Raw genomic sequence first — 26,669 nt, 5'->3', positions numbered from 1 at the left:
ACTAGAATGCGCGGAATCATAGGCGCTGTCGCCTCAGGGGAATACCACTGCCTTGAAGACTTTCGACCAGCTCAGCGTGATCGGCCTGCGCGAGTGGATCAACCTGCCGGAGCTCGGCATCATCGGTTTGCGCGCCAAGATCGACACCGGCGCCAGCACGTCGAGCCTGCACGCCAGCGATATCCAGCCCTTTCAGCGCGACGGCGAGGACTGGGTGCGCTTCACCGCCTACCTCGGCACCCAGGTGCAGCGCCGCCACCGTTGCGAGGCGCAGCTGGTCTCGGTGAAGCGCATCAAGAGTTCCAATGGCCAGGCGCAGAGCCGCTACGTCATCCGTACCCACCTGGCCCTGGGCGATCGCCTGTGGCCGGTGGAGTTCACCCTGGCCTGCCGCAAGACCATGCGTTATCGCGTACTGCTCGGTTCCAAGGCGCTGATCACCGGCCAACTGGTGGTCAATCCGGCACTCAGCTATGTGCAGGAAAAACCCTCTCTCTCCTCGTCCCTTCCAGGTGCCCAATGAAGATCGCCGTGCTGTCGCGCAACCCGCGTCTGTATTCAACCCGCCGTCTGGTGGAGGCCGGTCAGCAACGGGGCCATGACATGCAGGTGATCGACACCCTGCGCGCCTACATGAACATCGCCAGCCACAAGCCGCAGATCCACTATCGTGGCCAGGCGCTGGAGGGCTTCGACGCGGTCATTCCACGCATCGGCGCCTCGGTGACCTTCTATGGCTGCGCGGTCCTGCGCCAGTTCGAGATGATGGGCGTCTACCCGCTCAACGAGTCGGTGGCCATCAGCCGCTCGCGGGACAAGCTGCGCGCACTGCAGCTGCTGTCGCGCAAGGGCATCGGCCTGCCGGTGACCGGTTTCGCCCACTCGCCGGACGACATCCCCGACCTGATCCAGATGGTCGGCGGCGCACCGCTGGTGATCAAGGTGCTGGAAGGCACCCAGGGCATGGGCGTGGTGCTGGCCGAGACGCACAAGGCCGCCGAATCGGTGATCGAGGCCTTCCTCGGCCTCAAGCAGGACATCATGGTCCAGGAGTACATCCAGGAAGCCGGCGGCGCCGACATCCGCTGCTTCGTGGTCGGCGACAAGGTGATCGCGGCGATGAAGCGCCAGGCCAAGGCCGGCGAGTTCCGCTCCAACCTGCACCGTGGCGGCAGCGCCAGCCTGATCAAGATCACCCCGGAAGAGCGCATGACCGCCGTGCGCGCCGCCCGCGTCATGGGCCTGAACGTGGCCGGGGTGGACATCCTGCGCTCCAACCACGGCCCGCTGGTGATGGAGGTGAATTCCTCGCCAGGCCTGGAAGGTATCGAAACCACCACCGGCAAGGACGTGGCCGGCATGATCATCCAGTACCTGGAGAAGAACGCCGAGCCCGGCCAGACCCGCACCAAGGGACGCGGATGAGCCCTGCGTTCGACGGCCGCGTGGCGCTGATCGCCCCGGCAGCGGCGCTTGCCGAAGATGTGCTCGAAGCGACCCTGGCGCAGCTCGACGTCCTCGGTATCCGCTACCACCTGGGCCGGCACGTGCGCGCTCGGCACCGCTACCTGGCCGGCACGCCGGAGCAGCGCCTGGAAGACCTGCACCAGGCCTTCGCCCTGCCCGACATCGATGCCGTCTGGTGCCTGCGTGGCGGCTATGGCTGCGCGCAGCTGGTGGCCGACATCGACTGGGCCCTGCTGCGCCAGGCCAGCCCACGCCCGCTGATCGGCTTCTCCGACCTGTCGATCCTGCTCGACGTCTTCCGCCAGCACGGCCTGCCGGCCATTCACGGCCCGGTGGCCAGCGCCCTCGGGCACCAGGCGCTGGCGGCGCCAGTTGGCCAGCGCGAGCGCCTGGCCTCGATGCAGGCGCTGTGGCACCTGCTCGACGGGCAACCGCAGGAACTGCCCGTGCGCCATGTCAGCGGCCCTGCGCAGCACCTCGAGGGCCGCCTGCAGGGCGGCAATCTCACGGCACTGGCCAGTGCCTGCGGCAGCACAGCGCAGCTGCACCTGGTGGACGACGCCATCCTGATCCTGGAGGACGTCGGCGAGCCCTACTACCGCCTGGAGCGCAGCCTCTGGCAGTTGCTCCAGAGTTTCGCCGGGCGACGCCCGCGTGCGGTGTGCCTCGGCGGCTTCACCGACTGCCCGCGACGCGGCGTGCACCACAGCCTGGAGCAGATCTTCAGCGAATACCTGACGCCGCTGGGCATCGCGCTCTACAGCGAGCTGCCCAGCGGGCACGGCGACAGCAACTTCCCCTGGCCCTGCGGCCAGCAGGCGCGCCTGGGCGGCAACCGCCTCAGCTGGTGACGCGGCTGTCCATCCAGGCGAGAAACTCGGCCTCGGCCATGGGCCGGCCGAACAGATAGCCCTGGCCCAGCGTGCAGGCTTGCTCGCGTAGCAACTGCAGCTGGCTGTCGCGCTCGATGCCCTCGGCCACGCACTCCAGGCCCAGGTTGCGCGCGATCATCAGGATGGTCTGCACCAGCATGCGCCCGCTGCTGTCGCCATCGAGGTCGGCGACGAAACTGCGGTCGATCTTCAGGCGATCCAGCGGCAGGCGCTTGAGGTAGGTGAGCGACGAATAGCCGGTGCCGAAGTCATCGATGGCGAAGCGCACGCCCTGCTCCTTGAGGCGCTGCATGTTGCCGATGCAGCGTTCGACGTCCTCGAGCAGCACGCCTTCGGTGATCTCCAGCTCCAGTGCCTGCGCCGGCACGCCATGTCGCTGCAGGCAGGCCTCGACGCGTTCCACGCACTCGCTCTGGCGCAGCTCGCGCGGGCTGAGGTTGACCGCCAGCACCAGCTGCGGCCACTGCGTCTGCCAGCGCGCCAGCGCCGCGCAGGCCTGCTCCAGCACCCACTGACCGATCTCCTGGATCAGGCCGGTTTCCTCGGCCAGGGGGATGAACTGGTCCGGGCCGATCTCGCCGCGCTCGGGGTGCATCCAGCGCAGCAGCACCTCGGCACCGGCAACGGAGTCGTCGGCCAGCATCAGCTGCGGCTGGAACACCAGCTGCAACTGCTGGCGGGCGAGTGCCTGGCGCAGCTCGCTCTGCAGTTGCAGGCGCTGGTCGATGGCCGCCTGCATCTCCGGGGCGAAGAAATGCAGGGCGTTGCGCCCAGCGTGCTTGGCCCGGTACATCGCCGTGTCGGCCTGTTTGAGAATGTCCGAGGCCTGCTGCAAGCCCAGCGGGTGCAGGGCGATCCCGATGCTGGCGCTGATCGCCAGCTCATGCCCGTCGATCAGGCAGCTGCCCTGCAGGCCCCGTAGCAGCTTCTCGCCAACTGCCGCCGCATGCTCGGCCACGGCCTTGGGTTCCTGGCCGAGGGCCTCGAGCAGGACCACGAACTCGTCACCGCCGAGACGGGCAAGGGTGTCCTCGGTGCGCAACTCGCCCGCCAGGCGGGTGGTGACCTCGCAGAGCAAGGCATCGCCGACCAGATGGCCGAGGCTGTCATTGACCGTCTTGAAGTGATCGAGATCGATGAACAGCAACGCGCCCAGGCTGCCCTCGCGGTGCTCGCGGTCCATGGCGTGCTGCAGACGGTCGAGCAGCAGCCGGCGGTTGGGCAGGCCCGTCAGCTCGTCGCTGTAGGCCAGGCGCTCGATCTCGCGCTGGTAGCGCTGGCGCTCGGAGATGTCGGTGACGCTGGCGCGGATCAGCAGCTGCTCGCCCGGCATGCGCACCAGACGCACCTCGCAGGGCAGTTGGCGACCGGCGCTGTCGCGGTGGTTCCACTCGAACACCGGCGCCTCGCCCTCGATGGCGCGCTTCAGGTACTCCTGGCCGGCCCGCGAGGACAGCCGCCCGTCGCCCTGGCGCAGCGGACTGATGCTCTGGATCGAGCGCCCGAGCAGCTCCTCGCGGCGATAGCGGAACAGCTGCAAGGCGTTCTCGTTGAACTCGACGATGCCGCCATCGGGGCTGAACAGCAGGATGGCCTCGGGGGCGTGCTCGACCAGGGTGCGGTAGCGCGCCTCGGCCTCGCGCCGTGCGCTGATGTCCTCGACCAGCAGCAGGAACAGGGTCGGACGACCGCCAGTGCCACGCACGACGCTCAGGCTGACGCGGGTGTAGACCACCTGGCCATCGCCGCGCAGGAAGCGCTTGTCCATCTCGAAACCGTCGCTGGAGCCCTGCAGCACGGGCTCCAGCCGCGACTGCTCCGTCGGCAGGTCGCCCGGGTGCGACAGCTGCTGCCAGGAGCTGGCGAGGAGTTCGTCGCGCTCCAGCCCGAGGATGTTGCACAGCTTCTGGTTGACCTCTTCCCAGCCGAACGACTGGGTCGTCAGCGCCATCCCGATCAGCGGCGCCTCGAAGAACAGGCGCAGGCGCTCGTCGCGCTCGCGCAGTTGCGACTCCGCGCGCTTGCGTTCGCTGATGTCCTGCACCACGCCGTAGATGCGTACCAGGGTGCCGTCGGCATCACGCTCGGGAATCCCGCGCAGGCGCACCAGCCGGCCGCCCAGGCGCGCGACCAGGCGCGCCTCGACGTCCAGCTCCTCGACCCCGCCCAGTGCAGCCTGCAGGGTCTGCATGATCAACGCCTGGCTCGGCGTGTCGTAGTAGTCGAGCGCCTGCTGCAGGTCGGGCGGGCCCTGCTGGATGTCGCGCTCGACGATGCGGTAGCAGCCCTCGCTCCAGAACATGCCGTAGTCGCTGAGCTCCAGCACCCAGCCGCCCAGGTTGGCGATGTCCTCGGTCTGAGTGAACAGATGACTCTGGCGCAGCATGGCCAGCCGTTGCCGCTCGACCTGCGCCGCCAGTTCCTCGCGCTCGCTGACGTCGTGCTGCAGGCCGACGAAATGACTGATGCCCTGCTCGTCGCGCATCGGTGCCAGCACCACCTCGTTCCAGAAGCGGCTGCCATCCTTGCGCACGTTGCGTACCACGGCCTGTGCGGCGCGCCCTTCGCGCAGCGCCGTACGCAGCTTCTGCAGGCCATGCTGGTTGTGTTCATCGCCGGCCAGGAACAGGCACTCGCGCCCCTCGGCCTCGGCGGCGGAGTAACCGGTGATCTGGGTGAAGGCCGGGTTGCAATAGACCAGCGGCATGTCGGCCTGCCGTGCATCCGCGATGGTCACCCCGAGCGGGCTGGCTTCCATCGCCAGGTTGGCGCGCGCCAGTTGCTGCTGTATCTGCGCGCTGAGTGCCAGGGTCTGGCGCAGGTCGCTCAGCGCCCGGCCCACCAGCAGGACCGCGCCCATCAGCAGGAGGACAGCCAGCTGCACCTGGTTGCGCTGCAGGTCCAGCTCCTCCTGACCGAGGCTGGTGCGCAGCAGGGGCAGCACCAGGGTCGCGCAATAGCCGAGGATGACGCCGTACAGGGCGCCGACGAACGCATGGCGCAGCGCTAATACCAGCATGCTGATGCCCAGTACCGGCAGGGCGAGCAGCAACGGCAGGCTGCCCAGCAACACCAGCAGCAGCACGAACACGCCCGCGGCGAGCAACCAGGCGGACGGTGAGGCTCTGAGCAGCGAGTTCGTCCCGGGCGTCTCGGCCCATTTGCGCAGCCAGCCACGCGCCCGCAGCAGCGGCGTGGCGAAGGCCAGCAGCGGCGCACACAGGGCGAGCAGGTTGATCGCGTCGGTCAGCCAGATCGACAGGCTGGCCAGCGCCCAGCGCTCGCCGATCTGCAGGCCGGTCAGCCACAGGTTGGTCTGCAGCCCGAGGGCCAGCAGGGTGGCGGGCACCAGTACACCAAGGGCGAGGAAACGCAGCAGATCCGACAGGCGCCCCAACGCCGGGTCGAAGACCTGCCGCTGCAGCAACCACCAGCCCAGGGCGACCGCCGCCGTTTCCGGCAAGGCATAGAGCGGCGCCCACTGCCAGGGCAGGCCCCACAACGGCACGCTGAACAGCGCATTGAGGTAGAGCGCCGGCAACACCCGCGGCCCCCACCAGAGGCACAGCGTCAGGCCGAGCACCAGCGGCAGGTAGCACAGCGCCACGCCATCGTTCAGGCGGGTTGCCAGGGATATCCAGGTACCCAGATGAAAGATCGGCAGCGGCAGCCACCAGGTCCAGCTGGGCAGGCGGTCAGGGAAGGCGGCGGACATGCAGGCCTCGAATCGATTCGCAGGCACAGCATAGCCCAGCGCCAGAGCGCTTGGCAGCGTATTGCCAGCACACCGCCGCCGGGCAGGCCGCTCAGCTACACCGCATCACGCGGCAGCAGCAGGCCGAGCGGCAGCCGCACGCGCGCCTCGAGGCCACCGCCGCTGCGGTTGCGCAGCTCGACACTGCCACCATGCAGGGCCGCGATGCGCTTGACGATGGCCAGGCCGAGACCGGTGCCCCGCCCGCCACGCGCCCGGTCACCGCGAATGAAGGGGTTGAAGATGCTGTCCAGTTCGGTCGGGTCGATGCCGTTGCCACGGTCGAGGACGCTCAGCACCACATAGGGCGCGCTGTGGTCACCGGCCAGACTGGCAACCACCTCCACGGCATCGCCGCCGCCATGATTGAGCGCGTTCTCCACCAGGTTGGTGAGCAGCCGCTTGGTCGAGACGCGGCGCAGCGGGAAGGGAGGAATCGGCTCCAGGCACAGGCGAACACGCTCGCCGCCCTGGTTGTAGGGCGCCAGGGTTTCACGCACCAGCTCGGGGAAGTCCGCCTCCTCCACCGGCTCGTCGCGTCCGTCGCGGATGAAGGCGAGGAACTGATCGAGAATCGCGTCCATGTCCTCGATGTCGCGCACCATGTCCTCGGTTTCCGCATCGTTCTGCATGAACTCCAGAGCCAGGCGCAGGCGGGTCAGTGGCGTGCGCAGGTCATGCGAGACGCCCGCCAGCATCAGCTCGCGTTCACGTCCGGCCTGCTCGACGTCCTCGGCCATCTGGTTGAAGGCGCGATAGACCTCGGTCATCTCGCTGGGCGTGTCGCTGATCGGCAGGCGCACGCTACGCCCCTGGCCCAGCTGGCGAGCCGCGTAGACCAGACGCTTGAGCGGTGCGCTGAGCTGGCGCACGAAGATCCAGGCGGCGGCGGTGGACAGCAGGCCGATGCCGAGGAACCAGCCCAGCACGCTCCAGATGCGCTGGCCACGCAGCGGGTGCGGGTACATCGGCACGCGCACCCAGCCGTCGCCGAGGCTGGGGGCATGCACCCACAGCGCAGGCGGTGTGGTGGCACGCACCCGGGTGTCGGTGTCGGGACCGAGCTCGGTCTGCATCTGCCGCTGGAAGATCTCGCTGTAGGGCCAGTGCTGTTCGCTGGCCGGCACCTTGTCACGCGGAATGCGCTTGAGCCCTGCCGCCTGGGCGATGTGGTCGCGGTCATCGGGGTTGGCCGCCCAGTAGGCGCGCAGGGTCAGCGCCGCACCATGGCTGTACTGGCGGTCGACCAGCACGTCCTCGTTCATCATCAGATAAACCAGCGTCAGTGCCTTGGAGAACAGCACGACCACCAGCACCAGCCAGAGGGTGCGGGCGAAAAAGCTTTGCGGGAACCAGACGGGAGTCTTCACGAGCGGCGAGCCTCAAGCCTCGAGCCGCAAGAAGAAGACACCCAACCTCCGATCACCTGCAGCGTGTGACTGGCAGCGTGCAACTTCACTTATTGCCATCCGGCACGAACACGTAGCCCACGCCCCAGACGGTCTGGATATAACGCGGCTTGGACGGGTCCGGCTCGATCAGGCGGCGCAGGCGGCTGATCTGCACATCGATGGAGCGCTCCAGCGCATCCCACTCGCGACCACGCGCCAGGTTCATCAGCTTGTCCCGCGTCAGCGGCTCGCGCGCATGCTGCACCAGGGCCTTGAGCACGGCGAACTCACCGGTGGTGAGCATGTGCACCTCGTCGCCTTTCTTCAGTTCGCGCGTGGCCAGGGACAATTCGTAGTCGCCGAAGCTGACGCTCTCGTCCTCGGAGCCCGGCGCGCCCGGCACCACGGGCGCCTGGCGGCGCAGCACGGCCTTGATCCGCGCCAGCAGCTCACGCGGGTTGAAGGGTTTGGCCAGGTAATCGTCGGCGCCCAGTTCCAGGCCCTGGATACGGCTCGACTCATCGCCCTTGGCGGTGAGCATGATGATCGGGATCTGGTTGTTCGACTCACGCAGACGACGGCAGGCGGACAGGCCATCCTCGCCCGGCAGCATCAGGTCGAGCACCACCAGGTTGAACAGTTCGCGCGCCAGCAGACGATCCATCTGCTCGACGTTCTCCACCGCACGTACCCGGTAGCCCTGCTCGTCGAAGAAGCGCTCGAGCAGGCGGCGCAGACGGGCGTCATCATCGACGATGAGGATCTTCTCGCCTTCGGCGGCGGGGGCGGACTGGGTCATGGCGTCTCCTTGGACAGCCGTACGATGGACGGCGAGTGGCGGCATTATCGCTCAGGCGCATGGATGGGCGCCTTAGCCATTGTTAGCAGATTTTTCCCCGAACGGTTCTCAGCGTCGGTGGATGCGGTGTTTATAATGCGCCGCTTTCGTATCTGGCCGCCCTGGCGCGGCCGCCTTGTCGTACCAGCGTGGGTAGCACTATATGGACAGCATCAACAACCGCATCGCCGAAGAACTGGGCGTGCGCCCGCAACAGGTTGCCGCCGCCGTGGCCCTGCTCGACGAAGGCTCCACCGTGCCCTTCATCGCCCGCTACCGTAAGGAAGTGACCGGCAGCCTCGACGACACCCAGCTGCGCCACCTGGAAGAGCGCCTGCGCTACCTGCGCGAGCTGGACGAGCGTCGCGGGGCGATCCTCGCCAGCATCGAGGAACAGGGCAAGCTGACCGCGGAACTCAAGCGCGAGATCGACCTGGCCGACACCAAGACGCGCCTCGAAGACCTCTACCTGCCGTACAAGCAGAAGCGCCGCACCAAGGGCCAGATCGCCCTGGAAGCCGGCCTCGGCGAGCTGGCCGACGCACTGTTCAACGACCCGAACCTGACCCCCGAGCAGGAAGCGGAGCGCTTCATCGACGCCGAGAAGGGCTTCGCCGACGTCAAGGCTGTGCTCGAAGGCGCCAAGTACATCCTCATGGAGCGCTTCGCCGAGGATGCCGCGCTGCTCGACAAGCTGCGCAGCTTCCTCAAGGACAACGCCACCCTCAGCGCCCGCCTGGTGCCCGGCAAGGAAAACGAAGGGGCCAAGTTCAGCGACTACTTCGAACACGACGAAGCGCTCAAGGGCGTGCCGTCGCACCGCGCGCTGGCGATCTTCCGCGGGCGCAACGAAGGCATCCTCAGTGCCAGCCTGAAGGTCGGCGAAGAACTGCCCGGCACCCTGCACCCGTGCGAGCTGATGATCGGCGAACGCTTCGGCCTCGCGAACAAGGGTCGCGCCGCCGACAAGTGGCTGGCCGAGGTGGTGCGCTGGACCTGGAAGGTCAAGCTGTACAACCACCTGGAAACCGACCTGCTCGGCGAGCTGCGCGAGAAGGCCGAGGACGAGGCGATTTCCGTGTTCGCCCGCAACCTGCACGACCTGCTGCTGGCCGCGCCGGCCGGCCCGCGTGCCACCCTGGCACTGGACCCCGGCCTGCGCACCGGCTGCAAGGTGGCCGTGGTCGATGCCACCGGCAAGGTGCTGGACACCGCCACCGTCTACCCGCACGCGCCGCGCAACGACTGGGACGGCACCCTGGCGACCCTGGCCAAGCTGTGCGCCAAGCATGGCGTCGACCTGATCTCCATCGGCAACGGCACCGCCAGCCGCGAGACCGACAAGCTGGCCGCCGAGCTGATCAAGAAGGTACCGGGCCTGAAACTGACCAAAGTGATGGTCTCCGAGGCCGGCGCCTCGGTGTACTCGGCCTCCGAGCTGGCCGCCCGCGAATTCCCCGATCTCGACGTGTCGCTGCGCGGCGCAGTCAGCATCGCCCGTCGCCTGCAGGACCCGCTGGCCGAACTGGTGAAGATCGACCCGAAATCCATCGGCGTCGGCCAGTACCAGCACGACGTGTCGCAGCTCAAGCTGGCACGCTCGCTGGATGCCGTGGTCGAGGACTGCGTGAACGCCGTCGGCGTGGACGTGAACACCGCGTCCGCCGCACTGCTGGCGCGCATCTCCGGCCTCAACGCGACCCTGGCGCAGAACATCGTGCAATACCGTGACGCCAATGGCGCGTTCGCCTCGCGCGCCGCGTTGAAGAAGGTACCGCGCCTGGGCGACAAGACCTTCGAGCAGGCCGCCGGCTTCCTCCGCGTGATGAACGGCGACAACCCGCTGGACGCCTCGGCGGTGCACCCGGAAACCTACCCCCTGGTGGAACGCATCGCCCAGGACACCGGCCGCGACATCCGCTCGCTGATCGGCGACTCGGGCTTTCTCAAGCGCCTCGACCCGGCCAAGTTCACCGACGAGCGCTTCGGCCTGCTCACCGTCGGCGACATCCTCAAGGAGCTGGACAAGCCGGGGCGCGACCCGCGTCCGGAGTTCAAGACCGCCGAGTTCCAGGAAGGCGTCGAGACCCTGGCCGACCTCAAGCCCGGCATGGTGCTCGAAGGCGTGGTGACCAACGTGACCAACTTCGGCGCCTTCGTCGACATCGGTGTGCATCAGGACGGCCTGGTGCATATCAGCGCGCTGTCGGAGAAGTTCATCAAGGACCCGCACGAAGCGGTCAAGACCGGCGACGTGGTCAAGGTCAAGGTGATGGAAGTGGACATCCCGCGTAACCGCATCGGCCTGTCCATGCGCATGGGCGACACGCCCGGCGAGAAGGTCGAGGGCGCACGCGGCGGCCAGCGTGGCAACGGCAACCGTGGCGGCAACACGCCGCGCAGCGAGCGTCACTCCAGCCAGGACAAGCCGGCCCCGGCCACCGGCGGCATGGCGGCGCTGTTCGCCAACGCCAAGCAGCTGAAGCGATGAGCGGCAAGCAGGAGGTGGGCGCGAGCAGCGCCTTCTCCCGCCTGCTCGGGCTGGAGATCCTGCAGGTCGGCGGCGGCGAGGCGCGCATCCGCCTGGCCCTGACCGATGACCTGCGCAACCTGCACGGCAAGCTGCATGGCGGCGCGCTGTTCTCGCTGATCGACACCGCCATGGGCCAGGCCAGCCACAGCCTGGGCGACGGCGGCCCGAGCAGCGTCACGCTGGAATGCAAGATCAACTACATCCGCCCGGTTTCCGACGGCAGTGTGCTGTGCCATGCCAAGGTCCTGCATGCCGGCCGCCGCACCCAGGTGGTCGAAGCCGAGGTCTGGCAGGACGACAAGCTGGTCGCCAAGGCACAAGGCACCTTCGCCTGCGTGTAATCCGCGCTGAGCGAACTCGTCTACTGTGGGTGAAACTGTGCCCCTTGCAGAGTGCGGGGGCGATCCCCATATTGTGGCGACTGCCCAGTTAGGAATTGCATCTTGAGCGATCTTCTCTCCCGCCGCCTGGCCCAGCTCGGCGAGCCGGCCAACCTGTCCCTGCTGGGTGAGTGCCTGCATGGTATCGAGCGCGAATGCCTGCGCGTCGACCGTGACGGCCAACTGGCCCTGACGCCGCACCCGCAAGCGCTGGGCTCGGCGCTGACCCATTCGCAGATCACCACCGACTACTCCGAGTCGCTGCTGGAGTTCATCACCGGAACGGCCGCCGACCCGGCCGAGACCCTGGGCGAGCTGGAACGTATCCACCGCTTCGCCTACGACAAGCTCGGCAGCGAATTGCTGTGGAGCCCGTCGATGCCTTGCGCCCTGCCGGACGAGGCGACCATTCCCATCGCCCGCTATGGCAGCTCCAACATCGGCCGCCTCAAGTACGTGTACCGCAAGGGCCTGGCCCTGCGTTACGGCAAGACCATGCAGTGCATCGCCGGCATTCACTACAACTTCTCGCTGCCCGAGCGCCTGTGGCAACTGCAGCAGCAGGCCGAAGGCGACACGCTGAGCGCACGCGACTACCAGTCGGCGCGCTACATCGCGCTGATCCGCAACTTCCGTCGCTACAGCTGGCTGCTGATGTACCTCTTCGGTGCTTCGCCGGCGCTGGACAAGGGCTTCATGCGCGGTCGCCCGCACCAGCTGCAGGAGCTGGACGCCAGCACCCTGTACCTGCCCTACGCCACCAGCCTGCGCATGAGCGACCTGGGCTACCAGAGCAGCGCCCAGTCCGGCCTGACGCCGTGCTACAACGACCTAGCCAGCTATACCGACAGCCTGCGCCTGGCGGTCGGCACCCCCTACCCGGCCTACGTCGAGGCGGGCACCAAGCGTGGCGACGAGTGGCTGCAGCTGAACACCAACATCCTGCAGATCGAGAACGAGTACTACTCGAGCATCCGCCCGAAACGCGTCACCCACAGCGGCGAGCGCCCGATCCAGGCGCTGACCAGCCGTGGCGTGCAGTACGTGGAGGTGCGCTGCCTCGACATCAACCCCTTCCTGCCGCTGGGCATCGACGTGGCGCAAGCGCGCTTCATCGACGCCTTCCTGCTGTTCTGTGCACTGGAAGACAGCCCGCTGCTGGAAAACGGCGAGTGCGGCGACTGCACCCGCAACTTCCTCAAGGTGGTCAAGGAAGGGCGTCGTCCCGGCCTGCACCTGCAGCGCCAGGGGCGCTCGGTGGAGTTGAAGGCCTGGGCGGGCGAACTGCTCGAGCGCATCCTGCCGCTGGCCGAGCTGCTCGACCGCAGCCAGGACAGCCAGGCCCATGTCGAGGCGCTGGCCCATCAGCAGGCCAAGGTCGCGGATGTCGAGCTGACGCCGTCGGCGCAGGTGCTGGCGATCCTGCGCCAGGGCACCAGCTTCGCCGAGTTCGCCCTGCAGCAGAGCCTGCAGCACGCCGAGTACTTCCGCGCCCAGCCGCTCGACGCCGGGCAGCAGGCTGCCTTCGAGCAGGCCGCGCAGAACTCGCTGGCCGAGCAGGCCGAGCTGGAAGCGCAGCCCGCTGGCGACTTCGACGCGTTCGTCGCCGCCTACCAGGCGAGCATCCTGGCACTGGCGGTGTAACGAAACGGCAATAGTCGACTGCGTCACAAAGCCAACCAGCGGAGCAAAAGCCGGGATGGGCGGCCACACTGCAGGCCGCCCGGCCAGCTAGCATTGCCGGGTAACGGACGAAAGACGAGCAGCGCCCCATGGCCGACGAAGCCACGCCGCAATGGAGCCTGGAAAGCCTGACCAAGGCCTACCAGCAAGGCTATATGGCCGGCCTTACCGGCCAGGCCAGAAACCGCCAACCCTACCCCGACGAAATCCCCGCCGCCGCCTGGGAGGCCGGCTGGGACGACGGCCATGAACAGATGCGCCTGCAGCAGCACAGCGCCTGACGAACGCCTCTCGAGCCTGGTGACTGAAGCCGTTCCCAGCGGTCGCGGCGTTGCGGGTTACAACGCCTTCTCGAACACCTTGGAATTGCGCTGGTAGTTGTACAGCGATGCGCGCGCCGTCGGCATGCGCTCGACGCTGCTCGGCTGGAAACCGCGCTCGCGGAACCAGTGCGCCGTGCGGGTGGTGAGCACGAACAGGGTCTTGATCCCCTGCGCCCGTGCCCGCGCCTCGATACGCTCCAGCAGCTCGTCGCCGCGACCGCCATGGCGGTAGTCCGGATTGACCGCCAGGCAGGCCAGCTCGCCGCAGTCGGAATCGGCGATCGGGTAGAGCGCCGCGCAGGCGATGATCAGCCCTTCACGCTCGACGATGCTGAACTGCTCGATCTCGCGCTCCAGCACATCGCGCGAGCGACGCACCAGAATGCCCTGTTCCTCCAGCGGGCTGATCAGTTCGATCAGGCCGCCGACATCCTCGATGCTCGCCTCGCGCAGCGACTCGAACTGCTCCTGGGCAACCAGGGTACCGTTGCCGGTGCGGGTGAACAGTTCGCTGAGCAGGGCACCATCGGTGGCGTAGCTGACGATGTGACTGCGCTTCACGCCACCCCGGCAGGCCTGGGCAGCGGCGTCGAGCAATTCGCCCTGGTAGTGGCCGCCCAGGCGCGTCAGGTGCGCGGGCACCTGCTGCGGGCGCAGCTCGCGCACCAGCTTGCCCGCCTCGTCGAGCAGGCCATCCTCGGCGCCGAACAGCAGCAGCTTGTCCGCCCCCAGGTCGATGGCGGCGCGGGTGGCGACGTCCTCACAGGCCAGGTTGAAGATCTCCCCGGTGGGCGAATAGCCCAGCGGCGACAGCAGCACGATGCTGCGCTCGTCGAGCTGGCGGTTGATGCCCTTGCGGTCGATGCGGCGCACTTCGCCGGTGTGGTGGTAGTCGATGCCGTCGACGACGCCGATTGGCCGCGCGGTGACGAAGTTGCCGCTGGTCAGGCGCAGCCGTGCGCCCTGCATCGGCGAGGCGGCCATGTCCATGGACAGGCGTGCCTCGATGGCGATGCGCAGCTGGCCGACGGCGTCGATCACGCACTCCAGGGTCGGCGCATCGGTGATGCGCAGGTCGCGATGGTAGTGCGGGGTCAGGCCACGCGCGGCCAGGCGTGTCTCGATCTGCGGGCGCGAGCCGTGGACCAGCACCAGGCGCACGCCGAGGCTGTGCAGCAGCACCAGGTCGTGGACGATGTTGGCGAAGTTCGGGTGGGCGACCCCCTCCCCCGGCAGCATGACCACGAAGGTGCAGTCACGGTGAGCATTGATATAGGGCGAAGCGTGGCGTAGCCAGTTGACGTAGTCGTGCATGACAAATCCGTTAGCGTCGAGACGTAGGGCGGAAATCACCCGCCATGTTCGGTTCGAGAGGTCCGCTCATCGTCGCTGCACGTCTTCACTCCGAATCAGGCAATAGTGTTGGATCAGTTGGCGCAGCAGTGTCACCGTAGGTTCGATACGGGAGAGTGCCAGGTGTTCCCCGGGCTGATGCGCACAGTCGATGTCGCCCGGGCCAAGCACCAGGGTCTCGCAGCCAAGGTGTTGAAGATAAGGCGCCTCGGTGCCAAATGCCACCGCTTGCGCCGCATGTCCGGTCAATCGCTCGGCCACGCGCACCAGCTCCGCATCCGCAGCCTGCTCGAACGGCGGCACGGCGGGAAAGAGGGGCCCGTAGTCGATGCGTACCTGATGCTTGAGCGCGAGCGGCTGCAGCTTGCCGCGGATCGCCTCACGCAGCGCCTCCGGGTCCATGCCCGGCAACGGGCGCAGGTCGAACTCCAACGCGCACTGCCCGCAGATACGATTGGGGTTGTCGCCGCCGTGGATGCAACCCAGGTTGAGCGTCGGTTGCGGCACACCGAACTGCGGGTTGTTGAACTCGCGCTGCCACTGCGCACGCAGGGCACGCAGTTCGCCCATCACGTCCTGCATCGCCTCCAGCGCACTGTGACCAAGACCAGGGTCGGAGGAATGGCCGCTCTGCCCGAGGATGTCGATGCGCTCCATCATCACCCCCTTGTGCAGGCGGATGGGCTTCAACCCCGTCGGCTCGCCGATCACTGCCGCCCGGCCCAGCGGCCGGCCGGCATCGGCCAGGGCACGGGCGCCGGCCATGGAGCTTTCTTCGTCACAGGTGGCGAGAATCAGCAGCGGCTGCTGGAAGGGTTGTTCGAGAAGCGGCCGAACGGCCTCGATGACCAGGGCGAAGAAACCCTTCATGTCGCAACTGCCGAGACCGACCCAGCGGTCGCCGACCTCGGTCAGCTTGAGCGGGTCGCTCTGCCACAGCGCGGCGTCGAAAGGCACGGTGTCGCTGTGCCCGGCCAGCACCAGGCCGCCAGGGCCGCTGCCATAGCTGGCCAGCAGGTTGAATTTGCCCGGCGCGACCTGCTGGGTCTCGCAGCGGAAGCCGAGATCGCTCAGCCAGGCGGCGAGCAGGTCGATCACCGGTGCGTTGGTCTGGTCCCAGTTCGGCTGGGTACAGCTCACCGAGGGCGCTGCAATCAACGCGGCGAACTGCTCCTGAAAGGACGGCAAGGGCATCGGCGCTCTCCTGGGTCGGAGCTCCCATCATAGGAGCATCCAACCTCAGGGGAAACCGCCGGCGCCGAATCAGACGCCGCCGAACAGCCCGCGCAGGATGAAGAAGAAGAAGATCGACAGCGCGGCGCCGACCGGCAGGGTGATCAGCCAGGACATGAAGATCTTGCCGATCACGCCCAGGTTCAGTGCGCCGATACCCCGGGCGATGCCCACGCCGAGCACGGCGCCGACCAGCGTGTGCGTGGTGGACACCGGCAGGCCGATGGCCGAGGCGCCGACCACGGTGGTGGCGGTCGCCAGTTCGGCGGCGAAGCCACGGCTGGGGGTCAGCTCGGTGATTTCCTTGCCGATGGTGGCGATCACCTTGTAACCGTAGGTGGCCAGGCCGACGACGATGCCGATCGCACCCAGCAACAGTACCCAGGCCGGCAGGGCCGCCTTGGCGCCGACCATCTCGCCGCCGCTCTGGATCACCCCGACGATGGCTGCCAGCGGACCGACCGCATTGGCCACGTCGTTGGAACCGTGGGCGAAGGCCATGGAGCAGGCGGTGAAGATCATCAGCACCGCGAACACCTTCTCGACGCTGGCGAAGTGGAAACTCTTGTCAGCCTCCACGTCGATCTTGATGCGGCTCAGCAGGGCGATGCCGATCAGCATGACCAGCACACCGATACCGGCCGAGAGCAGGAAGCCTTCGCCACCGCTCAGGTGCAGGCCGACATGCTTGAGGCCCTTGGTGACGGTCATGATCGACACCATGAAACCGGTGAGGAACATGTACACCGGCACGTAGCGCTTGGCGTTGGCGAAGGGCGTCTCGGTGTCGATGATCAGCTTCTGCACGCTCATGAACACGCCGAACGCCACCACCCCGGAGAGCACCGGCGAGATCACCCAGCTGGCCACGATCGGGCCGACGCCACCCCAGTGCACGGCATCCATCGACACGCCGACCGCGGCGAAGCCGATCACCGCACCGACGATCGAATGGGTGGTCGACACCGGCCAGCCCTTGGTCGATGCGACCAGCAGCCAGGTGCCCGCCGCCAGCAGCGCAGACATCATGCCCAGCACCATCAGGTTGGGACTGATCATCGAGGCATCGACGATGCCGCTCTTGATCGTCTCGGTCACCTGACCGCCGGCCAGGTAGGCACCGGCGAACTCGAAGACCATGGCGATGAGGATCGCCTGCTTGATGGTCAGCGCACGTGAGCCGACCGAAGTACCCATGGCATTGGCGACATCATTGGCGCCAACACCCCAGGCCATGAAAAAACCGAAAAGGCAGGCAAGAACGAGCAGAACCAGCCCGTAGTCCGCAATCAGAGACATAATGAATTATCCGTAGATCCCAGAAAGGACACTGGCGCTTAGCGCGCCAGCAGTTGTTCCAGTCGGTTGCCCACTCGTTGGGCACGGTCGGCGACATCGCCGATCCAGTCGATGATCTGATAGAGGAACATCACATCGACCGGGGGAAGGTCCTTCTCCAGCTTGAACAGGTTGCGGCGGACCTCGATCTGCAGGCGATCGGTATCGTTTTCGATATTGCCGAGCTCTTCGATCAGGGTTTCCACCAGCACCGCTTCACGCCCGGCAAAACCGGTCTCGAGCAGCTCATCCAATTCGTTCATCGCCTTCAGCGCCTGGGCGCTGGCATCGACGCTGCGTTGCACGTAGGAAGCCATCAGCGGCTGCAGTGCCTGCGGAATGCTCATCTGACGGCCAAGCATCAGGCCGGCAATGTCCTTGGCACGGTTGGCGACTTTGTCCTGTACACTGAGCAGCTCCAGCAGGTCCGAGCGCGGCACCGGCAGAAACAGGCTCTTGGGCAGATGCAGGCGCACGCTTTTCTTCAGCTTGTCCGCCTCGTGCTCCAGCCGGGACATCTCCTGTTGTACCTGTTCAACCCTGGTCCAGTCTTCGGCCATCACGGCCTCGAAGAAGGGCACCAGGTTCGCCGCGCACTCGTGGGCCTTGGCGATATGCTGCTGCATGGGGCCGATGGGTGAACGGCCGAACAGGCTGACAAAGGGATTGATAGGCATAGGGTAAGCCCCCGTTTTGAGAAGGCCGCAAGTATAGGGACCGACTTCGTCATCCGCCAGCGCGCGTCATCGGTCTGTCACATTTTCATAAAAGGCTATCTAGCTCTCCACCATGGTCAAAGAAACCGAAATCAAACTGCGTGCCAGCCGCGCCACCCTGGCCGCACTGCGCGAACACCCGCTGCTGAAGAAACGCAACAAGAGCGGCTGGCAACGCGTCGAACTGTTCAACCAGTACTACGACACGCCAGCGCGCGACCTGGCCGCCGCCAAGGTCGCGCTGCGCCTGCGGCGTGACGGCGAACAGTTCATCCAGACCCTGAAATCGCGTGGACAGAGCGTCGCCGGCCTGTCCGAACGCAACGAGTGGGACTGGTACCTGAGCAAGGCCAAGCTCGACCTGAGCAAGCTCGATGACAGTTGCTGGCCCGCCAGCCTGGCCGAGCTGGACAAGAAGAGCCTGCAGCCGCTGTTCACCACCGATTTCGTGCGCGAGAAGGCGGAAATCGCCTGGGGCCGCGGCAAGGCCAAGGTCGTCATCGAAGCGGCGCTGGACCTGGGCAAGGTGCTGGCTGGCGAGGGTGAAGAGGAAATCTGCGAGCTGGAACTGGAGCTGCGCCAGGGCGAGCCGGCCGCGCTGCTGGAGCTGGCCTGCGAGCTGGCCGCCGACCTGCCGCTGATGCCCTGCGATATCAGCAAGGCCGAGCGCGGCTATCGCCTGTTCGATGCCGGCAGCTACAGCCTGAGCCTGCCTGCTCCCGCGCTGGATGCCGAGATGAGCCTCGACGACACCGTTGCCGCGCTGGCCTGGCACCTGCTCGGCGCCAGCCAGCGCCTGGCCGAGCAGTACCGCTGGAACGGCCACTGGAGCCTGCTGCAGCAGTGGCTGGAGCAACTGGTCGACCTGCGCGCCCTGCTCGCCAGTCTCGGCCAGGCCGCCCCGCGCGCCAGCTCGCGGGAGCTGCGCGAAGCGCTCGACAGCCTGCTCGATGATTGGCGCCCGCGCCTGGCTGCCGGGCAGAACGACGACAGCATGCGCCGCAACGCGCCGGCCCTGTTCGCCGCCGAGCTGGACGGCTGCCGCTGGGGCCTGCTGTCGCTGAAGCTGTCGTACTGGCTGCTGCAACGCAGCTGGACGGCGGCGCGCAATGCACGGGGCGACCGCCAGGGCAAGGCGGCCCTGGGCAGCTGGCTCCCGACCTTGCTGGCCGAGGAAGGGGCGGCCCTGCAACTGCGCCGCTACCAGCAGCAACCGGAAGACCTGGCCGAACAGATGCCACGCCTGGAGCGCCTGCTGGTCTGGCTGCGCCTGGCGCGCGGCGTGCTGGACGTCGCCGAGGTCGACCGTCTCTACGGCGAGCTGAGCAAGTTGCAAGGGCTGGCCCTGCACCCTCTGGACGACGAGCAGCGCCAGCTGCGCATGACCCAGACTCAGGTCGTGCAGAGCCTCAAGGCCTGGAAAGCGCTGGTGAAATGACCGCCACACCACCGTGGCAGGCGCTTTGCCGGCGAGCCCTTCGTCACCGTTGAAGCCCTGCCGCTCCCCACAAAAAACGGGCCCCGAAGGGCCCGTTTTTCATTTCAGCACCAGGCTCAGCTGTCGCTGCGACGGCTGTCGACTACCTGCTGCCAGGACGGATTGACGCTGTTGGCGGTCTCGTCCATGGCCTGCTGCAGGGCCTTCTTGCGCTTCTCTTCGGCACGCTGGCTGAAGAACCAGGCCAGGAAGGTGGCGAAGGACACCGCCAGCAGGATCAGGCTGGCCACCGCGTTGATCTCGGGCTTCACCCCCAGGCGCACGGCGGAGAAGATCTCCATCGGCAGCGTGGTGGAACCCGGACCGGAGACGAAGCTGGCCAGCACCAGGTCATCCAGCGACAGGGCGAAGGACATCATCGCCCCCGCCGCCAGCGACGGCGCGATCATCGGCACGGTGATCAGGAAGAACACCTTCCACGGCTTGGCGCCGAGGTCCATGGCCGCTTCCTCGATGGACAGGTCCAGCTCACGCAGACGCGACGACACCACCACCGCCACGTAGGCCGAGCAGAAGGTGGTGTGGGCGATCCAGATGGTGGTCATGCCACGCTGCATCGGCCAGCCGATCAGCTGCGCCATCAGCACGAACAGCAGCAGCAACGACAGACCGGTGATCACCTCCGGCATGACCAGCGGTGCGGTGACCAGGCCACCGAACAGCGTACGCCCCTTGAAGCGGGTGATACGGGTCAGCACGAAGGCCGCCAGCGTGCCCAGCGCCACCGCCGCGATGGCGGTGTAGCAGGCGATTTCCAGCGAGCGCATCACCGAGTTCATCAGCTGGGTATTGTCGAGCAGGCCGACGTACCACTTCACCGACCAGCCACCCCAGACGGTGACCAGACGCGAGGCGTTGAACGAGTAGATGACCAGGATGACCATCGGCAGGTAGATGAACACCAGGCCCGCCCAGAGCATCAGACTGGAGAAACTGAAACGCTTCATGGGCGGCCCTCCAGTTCTTTGGCCTGGTTACGGTTGAACAGAATGATGGGCACGATCAGGATCGCCAGCATCACCACCGCCAGGGCGGAAGCCACCGGCCAGTCGCGGTTGTTGAAGAATTCCTGCCACAGCACCTTGCCGATCATCAGGGTCTCCGGACCGCCAAGCAGTTCGGGGATGACGAACTCGCCGACCACCGGAATGAACACCAGCATGGAGCCGGCGATGATGCCGTTCTTCGACAGCGGCACGGTGATGCGCCAGAAGTTGTTGAGGTTGCTCGAGCCCAGGTCGGAAGCAGCTTCCAGCAGGCTGGGGTCATGCTTCACCAGGTTGGCGTAGAGCGGCAGGATCATGAACGGCAGATAGGAATACACCACGCCGATATAGACGGCGATGTTGGTGTTGAGGATCTGCAGCGGCGAGTCGATCAGGCCGATTCCCATCAGCAGGCTGTTGAGCAGGCCGTTGTTGCCGAGGATGCCCATCCAGGCATAGACGCGGATCAGGATCGCGGTCCAGGTCGGCATCATGATCAGCAGCAGCAGCACGGTCTGCTGCGATTTCGGCGCACGGGCGATGGCATAGGCCATCGGGTAGCCGATCAGCAGGCACAGCAGGGTGCTGAAGAACGCGACCTTGAGCGAGCCCAGGTAGGCCGACAGATAGAGTGCGTCCTCGGTGAGGAAGATGTAGTTGCCGAAGTTCAGCAGCAACGTCAGCTTGCCGTCCGCCCATTCGTAGATTTCCGTATAGGGCGGAATCGCGACGTCGGCCTCGGCGAAACTGATCTTCAGCACGATGATGAAGGGCAGCAGGAAGAACATGAACAACCACAGGAAGGGTATGCCGATCACGGCATGCCGCCCCCTGGGCAGATAGCGCAGGAGTTTGCTCGGTTTCATGATTGCAGTACCACGCCGCTGTCATCTTCCCAGTACACCACCACCGGGTCATCCCAGGTCGGACGCTTGCCGCGACGCTCGGCGTTGGCGATGAAGCACTGCACGACCTGCCCGGACGTGAGCTTGACGTGGTACACCGAGTGACCGCCCAGGTAGGCGATGTCGTGGACGTGGCCATGGCTCCAGTTGTACTCGGGATGCTCGTGGTCGTCCGGCAGGGCGGTGGCCATCAGCAGTTTTTCCGGGCGCAGGGCGTAGCTGACCGACTTGTTCTCGGCGCGGGTACTGACGCCGTGACCGATGTAGATCGGCTTGTCCACATGCGGGCAGTCGATGATCGCGTGGTCGGCTTCGTCGGTGGTGATCTGCCCTTCGAACAGGTTGACGTTGCCGATGAACTCGCACACCAGGCGGCTGGTGGGGGTCTCGTAGATATCCACCGGGCTGCCGGTCTGGGCGATCCAGCCCAGGTGCATGATGGCGATGCGCTGGGCCATGGTCATGGCCTCTTCCTGGTCATGGGTCACCATCACGCAGGTCACGCCCACGCGCTCGATTATCTCCACCAGTTCCAGCTGCATCTGCGAACGCAGCTTCTTGTCCAGTGCGCCCATGGGTTCGTCGAGCAGCAGCAGCTTCGGCCGCTTGGCCAGCGAGCGGGCCAGGGCCACACGCTGACGCTGGCCACCGGAGAGCTGGTGCGGCTTGCGCTTGGCGTACTGGGTCATGTGCACCAGCTTGAGCATCTCGCTGACGCGCTCGTCGATCTCCGCCTTGGGTAGCTTGTCCTGCTGCAGGCCGAAGGCGATGTTCTGCGCCACGGTCATGTGCGGGAACAGCGCGTAGGACTGGAACATCATGTTGATCGGCCGCTGGTACGGCGGCATGTCGGTGATGTCCACGCCATCGAGAATGATGCGCCCCTCGGTGGGCCGCTCGAAGCCCGCGAGCATGCGCAGCAGCGTGGACTTGCCCGAACCCGAACCGCCCAGCAGGGCGAAGATCTCGCCCTTGTTGATGGTCAGCGATACATCGTCGACTGCTACTGTCTCATCGAACTTCTTGGTCACCCGATCGATTTTGACCAACACCTCTTTCGGTGTCTGATCCCCCTCGAGGGCTTTTTTGTAGGCGCTGGAGGCAACAGCCATTTAGGAAAACTCCCGGAAGATTGTGCCCGGCCCCTGCGGCCGGGCTGGAAACGATTACTGACCCGACTTGACCTTGGTCCAGGTACGGGTCATCAGGCGCTGTACCTTCACTGGCAATTCAGCGGAGATGTACAGCTTGTCCAGTACGGCCTGCGGCGGGTACACGGACGGGTCGTTGCGAACCTCCTGATCCATGAGCTCGCCCGCCTTGACGTTGGGGTTGGCGTAACCGACGTAGTCACTGACTTCGGCGATCACTTCGGGCTCGAGGAGGAAATTGATGAACGCGTGGGCCTGCTCGACATTCGCGGAGTCGGCCGGGATGGCCATCATGTCGAACCAGAGGTTGGCGCCTTCCTTGGGAATGCTGTAGGCGATCTCGATACCCTTGCCGGCTTCTTCGGCACGGTCGGCAGCCTGCAGGATGTCACCGGAGAAACCTGCCGCCACGCAGATGTTGCCGTTGGCCAGGTCGCCGATGTACTTGGAGCTGTGGAAGTAGGTGACGTAAGGACGCACTTCGAGCAGCTTGGCTTCGGCCTTGGCGTAATCCTCGGCCTTGGTGCTGTTGGGGTCGAGGCCCAGGTAGTTGAGCATGGCCGGGATCATTTCATCGCCGGAGTCGAGGAAGGCGACGCCGCACTCGCTCAGCTTCTTGATGTTCTCCGGCTCGAACAGCACGGCCCAGGAGTCGATCTCGTCGATGCCCAGGGTGGCCTTGACCTTCTCGACGTTGTAGCCGATGCCGTTGGTGCCCCACAGATAGGGCACGGAATACTGGTTGCCCGGGTCGTTGGTTTCCAGCTGCTTGAGCAGGGCCGGATCGAGGTTGTCCCAGTTGCTCAGCTTGGAACGATCCAGCGGCTGGAAGGCACCCGCGCGGATCTGCTTGCCGAGGAAGTGGTTGGAGGGCACCACCACGTCGTAGCCACTACGGCCAGCCAGCAGTTTGCCTTCGAGCGTTTCGTTGGAGTCGAAGACGTCATAGACCGGCTTGATCCCGGTTTTCGCCTCGAACTTGGCCAGGGTCTCTTCGCCGATGTAGTCGCTCCAGTTGTAGATGTGCACCGAAGGTTGGGCCAGGGTGACACCACAGAAGGCGGAAGCCGCCAGGGCGATCAGAGACTTGGGCAGGGTAACTCGCACAGTTTCATCCTCGTTTTTGTGTGCCGCCCGGAAAAAGGCGCGGCACTTTATAGGAAAATCTTCCGACGATCAGCGACCGCTCTTGATTCGTGTCCAGTCGCGGGTCAGCCAGCGCTGCACGTCACGCGGACGTTCCTCGGCGACGTAGAGCTTGGCCATGACCTCGGCGCTGGGATAGACGCCGGGGTTGTCACGCACGTCCTCGTCGACCAGCGCGGTGGCCTTGCTGTTGGGGTTGGCGTAGGCGACGTAATCGCTGATCTTGGCGATCACTTCGGGACGCAGCAGGTAGTTGATGAACGCGTGCGCCTCATCGACGTTCTTGGAGTCCTTCGGGATCGCCAGCAGGTCGGCCCACATGGCGGTGCCTTCCTTGGGAATGATGTAGGCGATCTCGTCGGTGCGGCCGGCCTCTTCGGCACGATCGGCCGCCTGCAGCACATCGCCGGAATAGCCGAACGCGGCGCAGATGTTGCCGTTGGCCAGGTCGGAGATGAACTTGGAGCTGTGGAAGTAGGTGATGTAAGGACGCACCTTCATCATCTGCTCGTAGGCTTTCTCGTAGTCTTCGCGCTTCTTGGTGTGCGGCGACATGCCCAGGTAGTTGACCATCTGCGGCAGCACTTCGTCGCCCGAGTCGAGCAGGGCGATGCCGCAGGAGGCGAGCTTCTCGGCGTACTTCGGATCGAACAGCAGCTCCCAGGAATCCAGCGGGGCGTCTTCGCCAAGCACGGCGCGCGCCTTGGTCACGTTCAGGCCGATGCCATTGGTACCCCAGAGATAGGGCACCGAGTATTCGTTGCCGGGGTCACCCGCGGCCAGGTTCTTCATGATGGTCGGGTCGAGATTGACCAGGTTGGGCAGCTTGGACTTGTCCAGCTTCATGTAGGTGCCGGCACGCACCTGCTTGGCCAGGAAGTGGTTGGTCGGGACCACCACGTCGTAGCCGCTCTGGCCGGTGGCCAGCTTGCCATCGAGGGTTTCGTTGGAATCGAAAACGTCATACACCACCTTGATACCGGTTTCCTTCTCGAAATCGGCGATGGTGTCTGGCGCGATGTAGTCGGACCAGTTGTAGACCTTGACCACGCGATCGGCTGCCTGAGCTACGGACATACCGAGGGCGGCGGCGATCAGGCCAGCCAGCAGGGTAGAACGACGCATAACGTTTCCTCTTCGGGCTTTTTGAGTGCCTGGCGGGCGAACCCGCCAGGCGGCGTTGCTTCGTCGCTTAGCGACCGGACTTGATCTTGGTCCAGCTGCGGGTCATGGTGCGCTGCACGGCAGGCGCCAGATCCGGGAAGGTGTAGATCTTCTTCAGCACTTCGGGAGTCGGGTAGACGCCCGGGTCGGTGCGCAGTGCCTCGTCCACCAGCGGCGTGGCCGCGGCATTGCCGTTGGGGAACTGCACGTAGTTGGTGATGCTGGCCATCACTTCCGGCTTCATCAGGTAGTTGAGGAAGGTGTGCGCCTCCTCGACGTTCTTCGCATCGGCCGGTACGGCCAGCATGTCGAAGAAGGAACCCGCGCCTTCTTTCGGGATGTTGTAGCCGACTTCAACGCCGTTCTTCGCTTCTTCGGCGCGCGCCTTGCTCTGGTAGATGTCGCCCGAGTAACCGATGGCGACGCAGATGTTGCCGTTGGCCAGGTCGGAGATGTACTTGGAGCTGTGGAAGTAAGCCACCGAAGGACGGATGGAGAGGAACAGTTCCTCGGCCTTCTTCAGCTCGTCCTTGTTGCTGCTATCCGGGGCGTAACCCAGGTAGTGCAGCGCGGCCGGCAGAATTTCGGTCGGCGAGTCGAGGAAGGAAACGCCGCAGGACTTCAGCTTTTCCATGTTCTCCGGCTTGAACACCAGGTCCCAGGAGTCGACCGGAGCGTCGGCGCCGAGCACGGCCTTGACCTTCTCGACGTTGTAGCCGATGCCGATGGTGCCCCACATGTAGGGGATCGAGTACTGGTTGCCCGGGTCGCTCGGCTCCAGGGCCTTGAGCAGGTCCTTGTCCAGGTTCGACCAGTTCGGCAGCTTGGACTTGTCCAGCTTCTGGAATACGCCAGCCTTGATCTGCTTGGCCAGGAAGGGGTTGGACGGTACCACCACGTCATAACCGGAGCTGCCGGCCAGCAACTTGGCTTCCAGCACTTCGTTGCTGTCGAAGACGTCGTAGACGACCTTGATGCCGGTTTCCTTCTCGAAATTGGCCAGGGTGTCTTCGGCGATGTAATCGCTCCAGTTGTAGACATGCAGCACTTTGTCGTCAGCCTGAGCAGCGCCAGCCACGGCCGCGGTCAGGGACAACGCGAGAAGGGTCTTGCCGAATGTTTTCATGCGTACAGCTCCTGTTGTTGTGTCGGTATTCCAGACGTCGCGCAAGCCGCTCGAATCAGGCTGGCCAACGCGCTCTGGCGCAGTCTGGCAAGGTCATGGCACCGCTGACAACTTTCCGTGACTGCGGCTTTTTCAGACCGACAGGTCACGCAAAGTCAGATCCAGGCACTTGCGTGCTTTTTCCACCAGTTCGTCCACTTCCGCCTGGCTGATCACCAGCGGCGGCGCGATGATCATGGTGTCGCCCACGGCGCGCATGATCAGGCCGTTGCTGAAGCAGTGGCCGCGGCAGACCATGCCCGCCCCCACATCAGCGGAGAAACGCTTGCGCGTCGCCTTGTCCTGCACCAGTTCGATGGCGCCAAGCATGCCGATACCGCGCACTTCGCCCACCAGCGGGTGATCCGCCAGCTCGCGCAGACGCTTCTGCAAATACGGTGCCGTTTCCGCCTTCACCCGCTCGACGATGCCTTCTTCCTTGAGGATGCGCAGGTTCTCCAGGCCCACCGCCGCCGCCACCGGATGCCCGGAATAGGTGAAGCCGTGGTTGAAATCGCCATGCGCCTCGATCACCTCGAACACCTTGTCGCTGACGATCAGGCCACCCATCGGCACGTAGCCGCTGGTCAGCCCCTTGGCGATGGTCATCAGGTCGGGCTGCAGGCCGTAGTACTGGCTGCCGAACCACTCGCCGGTACGGCCGAAGCCGCAGATCACTTCATCGGCGACGAAGAGGATGTCGTACTTCGCCAGGATCTCCTTGATCCGTGGCCAGTAGCTGTCCGGCGGCA

Annotated in this window: 22 protein-coding genes; 8 read left to right on the top strand and 14 right to left on the bottom strand. The window is 65.7% G+C overall.

Features of this window, described 5'->3' with window-relative positions; all coding sequences use genetic code 11:
• Positions 1-85 precede the first annotated feature (85 nt).
• The 3 genes from EWH21_RS03035 to EWH21_RS03025 are packed head-to-tail and all read left to right on the top strand — an operon-like array spanning position 86 to position 2,318.
• Entirely contained in the window at positions 86-523 is a 438-nt protein-coding gene (locus EWH21_RS03035; protein ID WP_167494399.1) for an ATP-dependent zinc protease, read from the top strand.
• Entirely contained in the window at positions 520-1,425 is a 906-nt protein-coding gene (gene rimK / locus EWH21_RS03030) for a 30S ribosomal protein S6--L-glutamate ligase (protein WP_037050224.1), read from the top strand. Before EWH21_RS03035 ends, rimK begins: the two co-directional genes overlap by 4 nt.
• Positions 1,422-2,318, top strand: a complete 897-nt coding sequence (locus tag EWH21_RS03025) for an LD-carboxypeptidase (protein ID WP_277699757.1) — start codon at positions 1,422-1,424, stop codon at positions 2,316-2,318. Before rimK ends, EWH21_RS03025 begins: the two co-directional genes overlap by 4 nt.
• On the opposite strand, the gene EWH21_RS03020 is transcribed toward EWH21_RS03025, so the two are convergent.
• From EWH21_RS03020 to ompR, 3 genes are all read right to left on the bottom strand, one after another.
• Entirely contained in the window at positions 2,308-6,075 is a 3,768-nt protein-coding gene (locus tag EWH21_RS03020; RefSeq protein ID WP_277699755.1) for an EAL domain-containing protein, read from the bottom strand. The genes EWH21_RS03025 and EWH21_RS03020 overlap by 11 nt on opposite strands.
• Positions 6,076-6,170: 95 nt before the next feature.
• Positions 6,171-7,484, bottom strand: a complete 1,314-nt coding sequence (locus EWH21_RS03015; RefSeq protein ID WP_037050228.1) for an ATP-binding protein — start codon at positions 7,482-7,484, stop codon at positions 6,171-6,173.
• Positions 7,485-7,569: 85 nt separating this feature from the next.
• Positions 7,570-8,304, bottom strand: coding sequence for a two-component system response regulator OmpR (gene ompR / locus EWH21_RS03010; protein WP_037050229.1), 735 nt, complete (start codon positions 8,302-8,304; stop codon positions 7,570-7,572).
• Between the two features lie 202 nt (positions 8,305-8,506).
• Between ompR and EWH21_RS03005 the strand changes: the two genes are divergently transcribed.
• The 4 genes from EWH21_RS03005 (at position 8,507) to EWH21_RS02990 (ending at position 13,220) form a co-directional block, all read left to right on the top strand.
• A complete protein-coding gene (locus EWH21_RS03005) occupies positions 8,507-10,834 on the top strand; it encodes a Tex family protein (protein WP_037050230.1) in 2,328 nt (775 codons plus the stop codon).
• Positions 10,831-11,217 (top strand): PaaI family thioesterase, encoded by a 387-nt coding sequence (locus tag EWH21_RS03000; protein ID WP_051800559.1) that lies wholly within the window; start codon positions 10,831-10,833, stop codon positions 11,215-11,217. Before EWH21_RS03005 ends, EWH21_RS03000 begins: the two co-directional genes overlap by 4 nt.
• Positions 11,218-11,319: 102 nt before the next feature.
• Entirely contained in the window at positions 11,320-12,900 is a 1,581-nt protein-coding gene (gshA, locus tag EWH21_RS02995) for a glutamate--cysteine ligase (protein WP_047588517.1), read from the top strand.
• Positions 12,901-13,028: 128 nt separating this feature from the next.
• Positions 13,029-13,220 (top strand): ribosome modulation factor, encoded by a 192-nt coding sequence (locus EWH21_RS02990; protein WP_037050232.1) that lies wholly within the window; start codon positions 13,029-13,031, stop codon positions 13,218-13,220.
• Between the two features lie 57 nt (positions 13,221-13,277).
• On the opposite strand, the gene argA is transcribed toward EWH21_RS02990, so the two are convergent.
• From argA to EWH21_RS02970, 4 genes are all read right to left on the bottom strand, one after another.
• Positions 13,278-14,576 carry an amino-acid N-acetyltransferase gene (gene argA / locus EWH21_RS02985; protein ID WP_037050234.1) on the bottom strand — a complete coding sequence of 433 codons (1,299 nt, stop codon included), beginning with the start codon at positions 14,574-14,576 and terminating at the stop codon, positions 13,278-13,280.
• 66 nt (positions 14,577-14,642) lie between these two features.
• On the bottom strand, positions 14,643-15,809 hold the full coding sequence (gene argE, locus EWH21_RS02980; RefSeq protein ID WP_037050235.1) for an acetylornithine deacetylase: 1,167 nt from the start codon (positions 15,807-15,809) through the stop codon (positions 14,643-14,645).
• Between the two features lie 69 nt (positions 15,810-15,878).
• Positions 15,879-17,147 (bottom strand): inorganic phosphate transporter, encoded by a 1,269-nt coding sequence (locus EWH21_RS02975; protein WP_037050236.1) that lies wholly within the window; start codon positions 17,145-17,147, stop codon positions 15,879-15,881.
• Between the two features lie 38 nt (positions 17,148-17,185).
• Positions 17,186-17,863: a TIGR00153 family protein gene (locus EWH21_RS02970; protein WP_037050237.1), complete on the bottom strand. Its 678-nt coding sequence runs from the start codon at positions 17,861-17,863 to the stop codon at positions 17,186-17,188.
• Positions 17,864-17,975: 112 nt separating this feature from the next.
• On the opposite strand from EWH21_RS02970, the gene EWH21_RS02965 reads away from it, so the two are divergent.
• Positions 17,976-19,340 (top strand): inorganic triphosphatase, encoded by a 1,365-nt coding sequence (locus EWH21_RS02965; protein ID WP_047588522.1) that lies wholly within the window; start codon positions 17,976-17,978, stop codon positions 19,338-19,340.
• A gap of 116 nt (positions 19,341-19,456) precedes the next feature.
• Here the strand turns inward: EWH21_RS02965 and EWH21_RS02960 are convergent, their stop codons facing one another.
• The 7 genes from EWH21_RS02960 to EWH21_RS02930 all read right to left on the bottom strand — a co-directional run.
• Positions 19,457-20,347, bottom strand: a complete 891-nt coding sequence (locus EWH21_RS02960) for an ABC transporter permease subunit (RefSeq protein WP_037050240.1) — start codon at positions 20,345-20,347, stop codon at positions 19,457-19,459.
• Positions 20,344-21,225, bottom strand: a complete 882-nt coding sequence (locus tag EWH21_RS02955) for an ABC transporter permease subunit (protein WP_167494398.1) — start codon at positions 21,223-21,225, stop codon at positions 20,344-20,346. Before EWH21_RS02955 ends, EWH21_RS02960 begins: the two co-directional genes overlap by 4 nt.
• A 23-nt stretch (positions 21,226-21,248) precedes the next feature.
• The gene (gene potA / locus EWH21_RS02950) at positions 21,249-22,403 is read right to left on the bottom strand and encodes a polyamine ABC transporter ATP-binding protein (protein WP_037050245.1); all 1,155 of its coding nucleotides are present in this window, start codon (positions 22,401-22,403) and stop codon (positions 21,249-21,251) included.
• Positions 22,404-22,457: 54 nt separating this feature from the next.
• Positions 22,458-23,549, bottom strand: a complete 1,092-nt coding sequence (locus EWH21_RS02945; protein WP_047584407.1) for a polyamine ABC transporter substrate-binding protein — start codon at positions 23,547-23,549, stop codon at positions 22,458-22,460.
• A gap of 69 nt (positions 23,550-23,618) precedes the next feature.
• A complete protein-coding gene (locus EWH21_RS02940; RefSeq protein ID WP_037050250.1) occupies positions 23,619-24,713 on the bottom strand; it encodes a polyamine ABC transporter substrate-binding protein in 1,095 nt (364 codons plus the stop codon).
• Between the two features lie 67 nt (positions 24,714-24,780).
• Positions 24,781-25,878 carry a polyamine ABC transporter substrate-binding protein gene (locus EWH21_RS02935; RefSeq protein WP_037050251.1) on the bottom strand — a complete coding sequence of 366 codons (1,098 nt, stop codon included), beginning with the start codon at positions 25,876-25,878 and terminating at the stop codon, positions 24,781-24,783.
• Positions 25,879-26,010: 132 nt separating this feature from the next.
• Positions 26,011-26,669: aminotransferase class III-fold pyridoxal phosphate-dependent enzyme (locus EWH21_RS02930; RefSeq protein WP_277699753.1), on the bottom strand; the 659-nt coding region annotated here is incomplete at its 5' end.

Source organism: Pseudomonas sp. REST10, assembly GCF_029542605.1.
Lineage (GTDB): Bacteria > Pseudomonadota > Gammaproteobacteria > Pseudomonadales > Pseudomonadaceae > Aquipseudomonas > Aquipseudomonas khazarica.
Note: the sequence above shows the minus strand (reverse complement) of the source record. Positions and strands in the feature narration are given on the sequence as shown.